The organism is Streptosporangium sp. NBC_01755 (assembly GCF_035917995.1).
GTDB lineage: Bacteria > Actinomycetota > Actinomycetes > Streptosporangiales > Streptosporangiaceae > Streptosporangium.
The window spans coordinates 2525293-2537382 of sequence record NZ_CP109131.1 but is presented as its reverse complement, the minus strand read 5'-3'; the positions used below and the strand labels follow the sequence as shown (position 1 = coordinate 2537382).

The following is a 12090-nucleotide window of genomic DNA, read 5'->3' as shown; positions in this document are numbered from 1 at the left end:
CGGCTCAACGAGCGCTGTTGTTTACCCACTTGGCTCAAGTTTTTCTTGTTCTTCAGCCACGAGTTCCGCTCGCTTGACAGCCTCGCGCTCGGCGGCCTTGGCCTCGCGGAGCATCGCCTTCTCCAGCTCCCTCTGCTCCCGCTCACGCGCCTTCTCCAGCTCCCGCTGCTCGCGGAGCCGTGCCTTCTCCAGCTCCCTGGCCAGCTTCTCGGCCTCGCGCTGTTCGCGCTCGCGCAGCTTCTCCTGTTCCTTCTGCTCCCGCGCACGTGCCTTCTCCAGCTCCCGGAGCTCCTTTTCCGTCGGGGGCGGTGACGGTTCGGCGGGGCGGGGCTGCGGGCGCCGCCGCGATCCCGGGGGATGGGGGCCGGCATCGGCCGTGCGCTGCGGCGCCTGGGCCAGCCGCTGCCCCAGGCCACGAGAGGAGGCGGTCAGCCGGGGGCTCGGGTCCAGCCCGGTCAGACCGTTCCAGGCCAGGTTGACCAGGTGCGCGGCGACCTCCTCGCGCGACGGCTTGCGCACGTCCAGCCACCACTGGCCGGTCAGCGCCACCATGCCGACCAGCATCTGGGCGTACATGGGCGCCAGCTTGGGGTCGTAGCCACGTTCGACGAACTCGTCGACCATGACGTCCTCGACCTGGCTGGCGATGTCGTTGATCAGGCTGGCGAACGTGCCGGTTCCCGAGGCGGCGTGCGAGTCGCGAACGAGGATGCGGAAACCCTCGCTGTTCTCCTCCACGTAGGCCAGCAGGGCCAGGGCCGCCCGCTCCAGCTTGATCAGTGAGTGCGAGGCGGACAGCGCCTCGGTCACCATGATCAACAGCTTCTGCATCTCCCGGTCGATGACGACCGCGTACACGCCCTCCTTACCGCCGAAGTGCTCGTAGACCACCGGTTTGGAGACGTTGGCGGTTGCCGCGATCTCCTCGACCGATGTGCCGTCGAACCCTTTCTCCGCGAACAGGGTCCGGCTGATCTGGATCAGCTGTTCCCGGCGTTCCTTACCTGACATCCGCCGTCGGGGCTCGCTCACGGTTCTAATAATGGTGCTCCGGAGTATTGATCGCGACGCGGGTCGACTGCGTCGCTAACGCGACGCCAACGCGTCGCGGTTCGGCCGCCTAGACCCGGGGGGAGAGGTGAGGGTGTCAGGCGGCGATGCGTTTGGCGGCCAGGCGTTCGGGGGTCGGCCAGCGGACGTCGTGTGCCCAGCCGGCCTTCTCGAACCAGCGGATGACACCCGCACTGAGGTCGATCTGCCCCTTCAGCACGCCGTGCCGGGCGCAGGTGGGGTCGGAGTGGTGCAGGTTGTGCCAGGATTCGCCGAAGGAGGGGATGGCCAGCCACCACACGTTGCGGGACTTGTCACGCGACTCGAAGGCCTCCTCGCCGAAGACATGGCAGATGGAGTTGATCGACCAGGTCACGTGGTGCAGCAGGCCGATCCTGACCAGCGTGCCCCAGAAGAAGCCGGTCGCCATGCCCCACCACGACCAGGTCAGCAGGCCGCCGAGCAGGGCGGGCATGACTATCGTGGTGATCGCCAGGACCGGGAAGAACTTGTGCAGCTTGATGATGTCCGGGTCCTTGACCAGGTCGGGGGCGTACTTCTCGCGGTTGGCCCGATCGGCCTCGAACAGCCAGCCCATGTGCGCCCAGAGCAGACCCTTGGACACGGCCACGAAGCCGGTGCCGAAGCGCCACGGCGAGTGCGGGTCGCCCTCCTTGTCGGAGAACTTGTGGTGCTTGCGGTGGGTGGCCACCCAGTCGAGGACCGACATCTCCATCGAGAGGCTGCCCGCGATGCCCAGCGCGATCTTCAGCGGGCGCTTGGCCTTGAACGAGCCGTGCGTGAAGTGGCGGTGCAGGCCGACGGTGACACCCAGGCCGGTGACCACGTAGAAGACCGACGCGATCACGATGTCGGACCAGCCGAGTCCCCAGCCCCAGGCGAACGGGATGGCCGCCGCCAGGGCGATCAGCGGGGCGCCGACGACCACTCCGAAGGTGATGATCTCGGGCAGTGTCTTCGACTCGGGGTCGATGTCGGGTTTGGGGCCAGGGGCAGAGCGTTCTTCGATGACGGTCATGCGCTACCTCGCGGTGGCTCGGAAAAGGCAAGGATTCACGTGCGGCTACGCCACCGTAACCTACGCCATCGTAAGTTAGGAATCCCTAAGCACCAAGTGTGTGAAAGCTGACTCTCCGGGGCTGGCGCCGTAGCGGCTCCCTAATCTGTTCTACCCGCGTCTGACCTGCCAAACGACGGGTTCCTCGCGTTCATCGCCCGGACCGCTCGACTTCGCGAGCACGCCGGCTCTCAAACGGCGCGCGTTCGGCGCCGTGGGCTCTGTATCGTAGGGGTGCCAGGCGTACGGGGCGTCGTCCCTGCCGCTTGGCCGATCCGGCATTGGGTAATTGGCAGCCCGCAAGGTTTTGGTCCTTGTTGTCCAGGTTCGAGTCCTGGTGCCGGAGCTGTCTCTTGTGTCTGTTTTATTGGCTCGGCTAGTCGGCTGGGTGGGTTCCCGAACGGGAAGGTATCCTCACGTTGTCGAACAGGTGACGGTGCTATGCCCTGGGGGTGGATGTCCGTCATCGTGTTTCGTCATGTCTCAGCCGCGACGCCGAGGGAGCCTCGTCCGTGAGTGTGCCGCGCCCGGCCGCCGTCATCGTCCTTGCCGCAGGCGAGGGCACCCGGATGAAGTCGAGAACACCAAAGATCCTTCATGAGCTGTGCGGCCGTACCCTGGTCGACCATGTGCTCACCGCCGCAAGGGGTCTCGAACCCGAGCGGCTCATCGTCGTCATCGGCCACGAACGGGAGCGGGTCCAGGCGCATCTGGCCGGCACCAGCCCCGATACGCAGGCCGTCGTCCAGGCCGAGCAGAAGGGCACCGGTCACGCCGTCCGTACCGTCCTGGAAGCGGTGGGCACCATCGGTGGCACCGTTCTGGTGACCTACGGCGACACGCCGCTGCTGCGCACCGAGACCCTCGCGGCCCTGCTCGAACGGCACGGCGAGGACGGCAACGCCGTCACCGTGCTGACGGCAGAGGTTCCCGATCCGTATGGCTATGGCCGGATCATCCGCGACGCCTCGGGGGCGGTCCTGGAGATCGTCGAGGAGAAGGACGCCGACCCCGCGCAGCGGGCGATCAGGGAGATGAACTCCGGCGTCTACGCCTTCGACGGGCTCCTGCTGGCCGACGCGGTCAAGCGGGTGTCCACCTCCAACGCCCAGGGCGAGGAGTACCTCACGGACGTCCTCGCGATCCTGCGCCAGGACGGTCACCGGGTCGGCGCGCATGTCGCGGCCGACTACGTGGAGGTGGAGGGGGTCAACGACCGCGTACAGCTCGCCTTCGCCAGAAGGGTGCTCAACGCGCGCCTGCTGGAGGCGCACATGCGGGCCGGGGTGACCGTGGTCGACCCCGCCAGCACCTGGGTCGACGTGGACGTCACCCTCGAACCGGACGTGGTGATCCACCCCGGTACCCAGCTGTACGGCCGTACGGCGGTCGCCGAGGGCGCCGAGGTCGGTCCAGCCAGCACGCTGACCGACACCGTCGTCGGCGAGGGTGCGCTGGTACGCAACGCCGTCTGCACCGAGGCCGTGATCGGCCCCGAGGCCCTGGTCGGGCCGTACACCTATCTGCGTCCCGGCACCGTGCTGGCGCGCAAGGCCAAGGCCGGAACGTACGTCGAGATGAAGAACGCCCAGGTCGGAGAGGGTGCGAAGGTGCCGCACCTGAGCTACGTGGGCGATGCGACGATTGGCGCCGGCGCCAACATCGGCGCCTCGGCGATCTTCGTCAACTATGACGGGGTCAACAAGCATCACACGACGGTGGGCGAGCACGCCTTCGTCGGATGCGACACCATGCTCGTCGCGCCGGTCAACATCGGCGACGGCGCATATACGGCCGCGGGCTCGGTCATCGACGGCGATGTCCCGGCAGGGAGCATCGGGGTGGCCCGCGGACGGCAACGCAATATCGAAGGGTGGGTCGTGCGCAGGCGCACGGGCACCAGATCGGCTCGGGCGGCACTGAAGGCCGCCGAGTCGGGGAAACAGCAGGGGAGCCAGACGTGAGTGAGCGGAGCGAGCGGCCCGGTGGGCGCGGCGGCGTCGCGCGGGCATCGATGTGCTCTCCGGCGAGGGGGACGGCATGAGCAGCATCAAGAAGACCGGCGAGAAGAACCTGATGTTCTTCTCCGGGCGGGCGCATCCGGAGCTGGCGGACGAGGTGGCGAGCCACCTCGGGGTCGCGGCGGCACCGACCACGCTGCGCGACTTCGCCAACGGCGAGATCTACGCCCGCTACCAGGAGTCGGTCCGTGGCTGTGACGCGTTCGTCATGCAGAGCCACACCTGGCCGATCAATCAGTGGATCATGGAGCAGCTGATCATGGTGGACGCGCTCAAGCGCGCCTCCGCCAAGCGGATCACCGTGATCATGCCGTTCTACGGCTATGCCCGCCAGGACAAGAAGGGCCGGGGCCGCGAGCCCATCACCGCCCGTCTGATGGCCGACATGTTCAAGACGGCCGGCGCCGACCGGCTGATGTCGATCGACCTGCACACCTCCCAGATCCAGGGCTTCTTCGACGGCCCGGTGGACCACCTGTTCGCCATGCCCGTCCTGGTCAACTACCTCAAGGACAAGCTCGACCTGGGCACGACCACGATCGTCTCGCCCGACACCGGTCGGGTGCGGCTCTCGGAGCGCTGGGCCGACACGCTCGGCACCCCGCTGGCCTTCATCCACAAGCGCCGCGACCTCGACGTGGCCAACCAGGTGAAGGTGAGCGAGGTCGTCGGCCGGGTGAGGGGCCGGACCTGTGTGCTGATCGACGACATGATCGACACCGCGGGCACGATCTGCAAGGCGGCCGACGCGCTGTACGAGCAGGGTGCCACCAACGTGATCGTGGCGGCCACCCACGCGGTCTTCTCCGACCCCGCGGTCGACCGGCTGAAGAACTCCAGGATCTCCGAGGTCATCGTCACCAACACGGTGCCGCTCCCCGAGGAGAAGAGGTTCGACAAGCTCACGGTCCTGTCGATCGCCCCGTTGATCGCCCGCGCGATCAACGAGGTCTTCAGCGACGGCTCGGTAACCAGCCTCTTCGAAGGCGACAGCTAATCCCCAGGCTCCTTGCGGCCGAGCCGCGACGCGTTAGCGTCGGCAACAACACGGTAGACTTGTCAGGTTGCGTGCGTTCGTAACGCCTTCCGCTAGGGCGGGTGAGGGGGAACGCACCTTTCCGATTCTCGAGATCCCTAGGAGATCAGCCATGTCCGAAGTGGTAATCACCACCGAACTGCGTGACAAGTTCGGCAAGGGCGCCGCACGCAAGATCCGCCGCGAGGACAAGGTGCCCGTCGTCCTCTACGGGCACGGTTCCGAGCCGCAGCACCTGTCCCTGCCGGGTCACGAGCTGCTGCTCGCCCTGCGTACGCCGAACGTGCTGATCCGCCTCCAAGGCGCGGTCGACGAGCTCGCGCTGCCCAAGGGTGTCCAGCGCGACGCGATCAAGGGCTTCCTGGAGCACGTCGACCTCCTCCTCGTCAGGCGCGGCGAGAAGGTCACCGTCGACATCCCCGTCGTCGTGATCGGTGAGGTCGCCGACGGCATCCTCGACCAGCAGCTGGTCTCCGTCTCGGTCGAGACCGAGGCCACCCACATCCCCGAGGGCGTCGAGGTCGACGTCGAGGGCCTGGAGGTCGGCACCCAGATCACCGCCGCCGACCTGAAGCTCCCCAAGGGCACGACCCTCGCCGCCGACCCGGAGGCGCTGGTCCTGATCATCTCCGCGGCCCCGACCGCCGAGCCCGCGGCCGAGGCCGCCGTGGCCGCTCCGGCCGAGGGTGAGGGCGCTGAGAGCGCCGAGTAGTTTTCTCTGCTAGATCTGTCAGGGCGGCCCGGGACCGGGCCGCCCTGACGCGCGTATGAAGGGGATGCCGATCGTGGACCGCTGGTTGGTCGTGGGCCTGGGAAACCCCGGGCCGGAGTACGCAGGAAACCGGCACAACGCGGGGTTCATGGTTCTGGACGAGCTCGCCGCGCGAGCCGGCGGGCGGTTCAAGACGCACAGGTCGCGCGCAGAGGTGCTGGAGGGCCGCCTGGCGGGCGTCCCCGCGGTGCTGGCCAAGCCGTTGTCCTTCATGAACCTGTCCGGCGGGCCGGTCAAGGCCCTGGCCGACTTCTACAAGGTCGACCCGGCCCGCGTGATCGTGGTCCACGACGAGCTGGACATCCCGTACGGCGCGTTGAGGGCCAAGCTGGGGGGCGGCGACAACGGTCACAACGGGCTGAAGTCGATCACCAAGTCGCTGGCGACCAGGGACTACCTGCGGGTGCGGTTCGGCATCGGCCGCCCACCGGGCCGGATGGACGCCGCGGCCTATGTCCTGCGTGACTTCGCCACCGCCGAGCGCAAGGATCTCGGGTTCCTGTTCGACCGTGCCGCCGACGTGGTGGAGTCACTGATCAGGGTCGGCCTGGAGCCGACCCAGAACGCCTTCCACGCCGGTGACCTGAACATCTCAGGACCTCCTCGCTAGCGACGCTGGCGCGTCGCGGTTCGGCCGCTGGGATCCGGCTCCTTCCCTCGTCGATCGGGGCCGCTCGTTCCTCACGACCCCGCTCTCCTCAGTCCAGTCCCCGGCGCGGCCTCACGGGAGTCCCTTAAAGGGGGAGCACAGGCGTGTCCTCATGGGGGGATGGTGGGAAGGCCATCAGGTTCTGCAGGAGTTCGGCCTGCTCGATGGCGTCGTCCAGGGCGTTGTGCGTGTGCGGCCGCAGGGAGAGCAAGTGCCTGGGCATCTGCCGCTTGGTCGCCCAGCCGATCGGCACTCCAGCCTTGGCCGCGTACAGCGTCTTCATATCGATGCAGCGCGAGTGCCCGAACGGTGAGGCGCCGGCGAATCGCATGAAATACCAATAAATCCACATCCAGTCGTAGGAGAGCGGGTAGGCCGCCAGCACCGGCGTGCTGTTTCCGCACGCGTCGCGGATCCAAGCGGCGGCCTCCCGCATCGCCTCGGCCGGGTCGCGGCCCTCGCGGATCAGCGTCTCCCGGTCAAGCCCGCTCACGGCGAGAGCCTCGGGCACATGATCGTCGCTGATCGGCCGCAGCTCCGCGTAGAACGTACAGGTCTGCGGATCGACCGGTTCAAAGACCTTTCCGGTCATCCGCCCGGCCACGGTCATACCAAAGCTGACCATCGAATACGGCCCCGGAATGGGGCCGTCGGCCTCGACATCCACAGAGATGTACGTTTCGGTCTTCAACCTTCGGGCCTCTCTTGTCGCCGCTACCATTACGTGACTGTCTGTCCGCGAACGGTTACGCAGGGGGAGTGTGTGCGCGACGTGACCGCGGTCCAGGACGCATCCGGAGTCGTGTCGGCCTCGCGCCGGCGCATGCCTGACTGGGTGCGGGGGCACCGCGCGATGGCCGTCGTCGCCGACACCGCCTGCGCCGCCCTGGCCGGAGCCCTCGCACTGCTCGTTCGATTCGGCGAGGTTACCGCCTACGTCTTCCCGTACGTCGTGTCGAGCGCCGCACTGCCCGCCGTCTGGGTCTGCGTGGTCGCGCTGAACCGCGCCTACGAGCCTCGGCTCATCGGCCTGGGCTCGGAGGAGTTCCAGCGGATCCTCCAGTGCGGCTTCATGCTCACCGCCGCCCTCGCTGTCGGCGCCTACCTCACCAAGACCGATGTGGCCCGCGGCTACGTGGTCCTGGCCCTCCCGCTGACGACGTTGCTCACCCTCCTGGCGCGGTATGGGCTGCGCCGCTCCCTGCACCGCAGGCGGGCCCGGGGCAGATGCATGCGGCGGGTGGTGGCGGTGGGTCACCGGGTGGCGATCACCGAGTTGGTCCGCCGGTTCCGCCGGGAGCGCTACCACGGCATGGAGGTCGTCGGGGCCTGCGCCCCGCACGACGGGATAGGCGACGTGGAGGGCGTTCCGGTCCTCGGTGACTTCTCCGACGTCGCGCTTGCGGTCGGGCAGGTCCACGCCGACACCGTGGCCGTGCTCGCCTGTCCGGAAATGGACGGGGTGGCGCTGCGGAGGCTGGCCTGGCGGCTGGAGAAGACCGACACGGACCTGGTCGTGGCCCCCGCTCTGATGGAGGTGGCCGGGCCGCGGATCACCATCCGCCCGGCGGCTGGGCTGCCGCTGCTGCATGTGGACCATCCTGAGATCTCCGGCCTGCGCCAGGTGGTCAAGAATCTGTTCGACCGCGTCGGCGCCGGGATGCTGCTGGCGGCGCTGCTCCCGCTGCTGGTGGGGGTGGCGGCGGCCGTGCGGGCCTCCGGGTCCGGGCCCGCGCTCTTCCGGCAGACGAGGGTGGGCCGCGACGGAGCCGAGTTCACGATCTACAAGTTCCGGACGATGCGCGCCGATGCCGAGCGTCGGAAGATCACCCTGTCCAGTGACGGACAGGGTCCGCTCTTCAAGATCAAGAATGATCCGAGGGTGACCCCGCTGGGCGCCTGGCTGCGCCGACACTCGCTGGACGAGCTGCCCCAGCTGATCAACGTGCTGCTGGGACACATGTCCCTGGTGGGCCCCCGGCCGCCACTGCCGGAGGAGGTGGCCGGGTACGGTGACGATGTCCGCCGCCGGCTGCTGGTCAAGCCGGGCATGACCGGCCTGTGGCAGGTGAGTGGTCGGTCTGACCTGTCTTGGGAGGAATCGGTACGGTTGGACCTGCGTTACGTGGAGAGCTGGTCCCTCATGCTGGACCTGCAGATCCTGTGGAAGACCTGGTCGGCTGTCGCGCGAGGAGCTGGAGCATACTGATGACCGTTCGCGACGATCACACACTCGCCGCGGAGTTGGCGACGACGGCCGGCGAGAAGCTGGCGGCCCTGCGCGCGGAGCGGGGCTTCGGCAACCCCTCCGAGCTGCGCAAGGAGGGCGACGTCGCCTCCCACCTGTTCCTGACGGAGGCCCTGGCACGGCTGCGCCCGGACGACAGCGTGCTGTCGGAGGAGGCGACCAGCGAGGAGCGTCTCGACCCGCGCCGGCTCCGTGCCGAGCGCGTCTGGATCGTTGACCCGCTGGACGGCACCCGCGAGTTCGCCGAGGAGGGTCGCGAGGACTGGGCGGTCCACGTGGCGCTCTGGGAGCGCGGCACGCTGACGGCCGGAGCCGTCGCGCTGCCGGCCCAGGGCCGTACGCTCTCCACCCTCGAACCTCCGGTGCGGTCCGCCCCCGAGGCGGGCGCCAGGCCGCGGATCGCGGTCAGCAGGACCCGGCCGCCGGAGTTCGTCCAGAATCTGGCCGGTCTTGTCGGCGCGGACCTGGTGCCGATCGGATCGGCGGGAGCCAAGATCTCCGCGGTGCTCACCGGAACGGTCGAGGCCTACGTGCACGCCGGAGGCCAGTACGAGTGGGACTCCGCCGCGCCCGTCGCGGTGGCCCTCGCCGCGGGGGCCCACGCCAGCCGCATCGACGGCTCGCCGCTGGTCTACAACCAGCCCGACCCCTCATTGCCGGATATCCTTGTATCCCTACCGGGACTGGCGCCGACGTTGCTCGCTGGAATCCGGGATCTGCACCGCTAATCCCCGCTAGGAGAGTTTGATGCTTCAGCGCGACTACACCACGTCGCAGCTCGACGTCCTCGAGGCAGAGGCCATCCACATCATGCGTGAGGTCGCGGCCGAGTTCGAGCGTCCCTGTCTGCTCTTCTCCGGTGGTAAGGACTCCATCGTCATGCTCCGCATCGCGGAGAAGGCGTTCTGGCCCGCGCCGATTCCCTTCCCACTGATGCACGTCGACACCGGTCACAACTTCGCAGAGGTCATCGATTTCCGTGACCGCCGCGCCGTGGAGCTGGGCGCGCGCCTGGTCGTCGCCAGCGTCCAGGACTCCATCGACGCCGGGCGCGTCGTCGAGGAGACCGGCCGCAGGGCCTCGCGCAACCGGCTGCAGACCACGACGCTGCTGGACGCGATCGAGGAGAACGAGTACGACGCCGTGTTCGGCGGCGCCCGTCGCGACGAGGAGAAGGCACGCGCCAAGGAGCGGGTGTTCTCCTTCCGCGACGACTTCGGCCAGTGGGACCCCAAGAACCAGCGCCCCGAGCTGTGGAACCTCTACAACGCCAGGATCCGCAAGGGCGAGCACATCCGGGTGTTCCCGCTGTCCAACTGGACCGAGCTCGACATCTGGGACTACATCCGGCGCGAGGACATCGAGATTCCCTCGATCTACTACGCCCACACCCGCAAGGTGTTCGAGCGCGACGGCATGCTGCTGGCCGACAGCGAGTTCATCATCCGCGACGAGGACGAGCCGCTCCAGGAGATGACGGTCCGCTACCGCACGGTCGGCGACGTGACCTGCACCGGCGCGGTCCAGTCGGGTGCCGCGACGGTCGAGGCGATCATCGAGGAGATCGCGGTGACCCGGATCACCGAGCGTGGCGCCACCCGCGCCGACGACCGCGCCTCCGAGGCATCCATGGAGGACCGCAAGAGGGAGGGCTACTTCTAGTGCTCACCCGCCCTCCCTCCTCCCTACTTCCCGCGCGCTCCCGCGCCGCAAGCCGTACGACCTCTGGAGAACACCTCTGATGGACATCCTTCGCTTTGCCACGGCGGGAAGCGTCGACGACGGAAAGTCGACGCTCATCGGGCGGCTGCTCTTCGACTCCAAGGCGATCTTCGAGGACCAGCTTGAGGCCGTCGAGCGCACCTCCCGTGACCGCGGCACCGAATACACCGACCTGTCTCTTCTCACCGACGGCCTGCGGGCCGAGCGGGAGCAGGGCATCACCATCGACGTGGCCTACCGCTACTTCGCCACTCCCAGGCGTAAGTTCATCATCGCCGACACCCCCGGGCACATCCAGTACACCCGCAACATGGTCACCGGTGCCTCCACCGCCGACCTGGCGATCGTCCTGATCGACGCGCGCAAGGGCGTGCTGGAGCAGTCGCGGCGGCACGCGTTCCTCACCACGCTGCTGCGGGTGCCGCACCTGGTCCTGGCCGTCAACAAGATGGACCTGGTCGACTACTCGCAGGAGCGCTTCGAGGAGATCCGCGAGGAGTTCACCGCGTTCGCCTCCAAGCTGAACGCGCCGGACCTGACGTTCATCCCGATCTCGGCGCTGCACGGTGACAACGTGGTGTCACGCTCGGAGAACACCCCCTGGTACAACGGCTCCTCGCTCCTCCACCACCTGGAGCACGTGCACATCGCCTCCGACCGCAACCTGGTCGACGTGCGCTTCCCCGTGCAGTACGTCATCCGCCCGCAACGGGCCACCGACCCGGCCTTCCACGACTACCGAGGCTACGCCGGCCAGGTCGCCGGAGGTGTGCTGAAGCCGGGGGACGAGGTCATGCACCTGCCCTCGGGCCTGGCCACGCGCATCGCGTCGATCGACACCTTCGACGGCCCGGTCGACGAGGCGTTCCCGCCGATGTCGGTGACCCTCCGGCTGGAGGACGACATCGACATCTCGCGCGGTGACATGATCTGCCGTCCGAACAACCAGCCGCACGTCTCCCAGGAGCTGGAGGCGATGGTCTGCTGGATGGCGGACGTGGCCAGGCTGGCCCCGCGCGCCAAACTGACCATCAAGCACACCACTCGTACGGCCCGTGCCCTGGTCAAGGAGCTGCACTACCGGCTGGACGTCAACACCCTGCACCGGGACGAGACCGCATCCTCGCTTGGACTCAACGAGATCGGACGCGTCTCGCTCCGCATCACCCAGCCCCTGTTCGTGGACGACTACGCCCGCAACCGCCTCACCGGCGGCTTCATCCTCGTGGACGAGGCCACCAACAACACGGTCGGCGCCGGGATGATCGTCGACGCCAAGTAGTCCCACCCCGCCGCCCGCGCCCGGCCGCCGTAACCTCTTCTCCTCCGCACGACGGGGAGAGGGCAGGCTCACCGGTCGCGGGCGGTTCGCCGTTCCCTGAGCCGTCCACGGGACCGTCTCCAGGACCGTCTCCAGGACCGTCTCCGGCGTCGTCTCCGGGATCGTTCACGGCGCCGTTCCCTGAGCTGTCCACGGGACCGTTCACGGGATCGCCTCCGGCGCCGTTCCCCGA

11 protein-coding genes and 1 tRNA gene are annotated in these 12090 nt (G+C 68.2%); 9 read left to right on the top strand and 3 right to left on the bottom strand.

What is annotated here, in order from left to right:
• Window positions 1-21: 21 nt before the first annotated feature.
• Entirely contained in the window at window positions 22-1032 is a 1011-nt protein-coding gene (locus OG884_RS37460; protein WP_442811668.1) for a TetR family transcriptional regulator, read from the bottom strand.
• A gap of 115 nt (window positions 1033-1147) precedes the next feature.
• Window positions 1148-2089 carry an acyl-CoA desaturase gene (locus OG884_RS11565; protein ID WP_326644891.1) on the bottom strand — a complete coding sequence of 314 codons (942 nt, stop codon included), beginning with the start codon at window positions 2087-2089 and terminating at the stop codon, window positions 1148-1150.
• Between the two features lie 313 nt (window positions 2090-2402).
• On the opposite strand from OG884_RS11565, the gene OG884_RS11560 reads away from it, so the two are divergent.
• From OG884_RS11560 to pth, 5 genes are all read left to right on the top strand, one after another.
• Window positions 2403-2474 (top strand) — tRNA-Gln (locus tag OG884_RS11560).
• Window positions 2475-2640: 166 nt separating this feature from the next.
• Window positions 2641-4092, top strand: coding sequence for a bifunctional UDP-N-acetylglucosamine diphosphorylase/glucosamine-1-phosphate N-acetyltransferase GlmU (glmU, locus tag OG884_RS11555; protein WP_326644888.1), 1452 nt, complete (start codon window positions 2641-2643; stop codon window positions 4090-4092).
• Between the two features lie 76 nt (window positions 4093-4168).
• Window positions 4169-5146: a ribose-phosphate diphosphokinase gene (locus OG884_RS11550; protein WP_326644887.1), complete on the top strand. Its 978-nt coding sequence runs from the start codon at window positions 4169-4171 to the stop codon at window positions 5144-5146.
• 151 nt (window positions 5147-5297) lie between these two features.
• Window positions 5298-5897 (top strand): 50S ribosomal protein L25/general stress protein Ctc, encoded by a 600-nt coding sequence (locus tag OG884_RS11545; protein ID WP_326644885.1) that lies wholly within the window; start codon window positions 5298-5300, stop codon window positions 5895-5897.
• Window positions 5898-5961: 64 nt separating this feature from the next.
• Window positions 5962-6567, top strand: a complete 606-nt coding sequence (pth, locus tag OG884_RS11540) for an aminoacyl-tRNA hydrolase (RefSeq protein WP_326644883.1) — start codon at window positions 5962-5964, stop codon at window positions 6565-6567.
• Between the two features lie 124 nt (window positions 6568-6691).
• On the opposite strand, the gene OG884_RS11535 is transcribed toward pth, so the two are convergent.
• Window positions 6692-7327, bottom strand: coding sequence for a 3'-5' exonuclease (locus OG884_RS11535; protein ID WP_326644882.1), 636 nt, complete (start codon window positions 7325-7327; stop codon window positions 6692-6694).
• A gap of 102 nt (window positions 7328-7429) precedes the next feature.
• Between OG884_RS11535 and OG884_RS11530 the strand changes: the two genes are divergently transcribed.
• The 4 genes from OG884_RS11530 to cysN all read left to right on the top strand — a co-directional run bounded on the left by OG884_RS11530 (window position 7430) and on the right by cysN (window position 11858).
• Window positions 7430-8815, top strand: a complete 1386-nt coding sequence (locus tag OG884_RS11530; protein ID WP_326646903.1) for a sugar transferase — start codon at window positions 7430-7432, stop codon at window positions 8813-8815.
• Window positions 8815-9582 (top strand): 3'(2'),5'-bisphosphate nucleotidase CysQ, encoded by a 768-nt coding sequence (locus tag OG884_RS11525; RefSeq protein ID WP_326644880.1) that lies wholly within the window; start codon window positions 8815-8817, stop codon window positions 9580-9582. Before OG884_RS11530 ends, OG884_RS11525 begins: the two co-directional genes overlap by 1 nt.
• A gap of 19 nt (window positions 9583-9601) precedes the next feature.
• Entirely contained in the window at window positions 9602-10516 is a 915-nt protein-coding gene (gene cysD, locus OG884_RS11520; RefSeq protein ID WP_326644878.1) for a sulfate adenylyltransferase subunit CysD, read from the top strand.
• Window positions 10517-10595: 79 nt separating this feature from the next.
• The gene (cysN, locus tag OG884_RS11515) at window positions 10596-11858 is read left to right on the top strand and encodes a sulfate adenylyltransferase subunit CysN (RefSeq protein ID WP_326644877.1); all 1263 of its coding nucleotides are present in this window, start codon (window positions 10596-10598) and stop codon (window positions 11856-11858) included.
• Window positions 11859-12090 lie beyond the last annotated feature (232 nt).

Coding starts and splice junctions, on each gene's coding strand:
- OG884_RS11550 (WP_326644887.1), top strand. CDS start 4,169: ATGAGCAGCATCAAGAAGACCGGCGAGAAGAACCTGATGTTCTTCTCC.
- OG884_RS11545 (WP_326644885.1), top strand. CDS start 5,298: ATGTCCGAAGTGGTAATCACCACCGAACTGCGTGACAAGTTCGGCAAG.
- OG884_RS11565 (WP_326644891.1), bottom strand. CDS start 2,089: ATGACCGTCATCGAAGAACGCTCTGCCCCTGGCCCCAAACCCGACATC.
- OG884_RS11525 (WP_326644880.1), top strand. CDS start 8,815: ATGACCGTTCGCGACGATCACACACTCGCCGCGGAGTTGGCGACGACG.
- OG884_RS11535 (WP_326644882.1), bottom strand. CDS start 7,327: ATGGTAGCGGCGACAAGAGAGGCCCGAAGGTTGAAGACCGAAACGTAC.
- pth (WP_326644883.1), top strand. CDS start 5,962: ATGCCGATCGTGGACCGCTGGTTGGTCGTGGGCCTGGGAAACCCCGGG.
- OG884_RS11530 (WP_326646903.1), top strand. CDS start 7,430: ATGCCTGACTGGGTGCGGGGGCACCGCGCGATGGCCGTCGTCGCCGAC.
- cysD (WP_326644878.1), top strand. CDS start 9,602: ATGCTTCAGCGCGACTACACCACGTCGCAGCTCGACGTCCTCGAGGCA.
- cysN (WP_326644877.1), top strand. CDS start 10,596: ATGGACATCCTTCGCTTTGCCACGGCGGGAAGCGTCGACGACGGAAAG.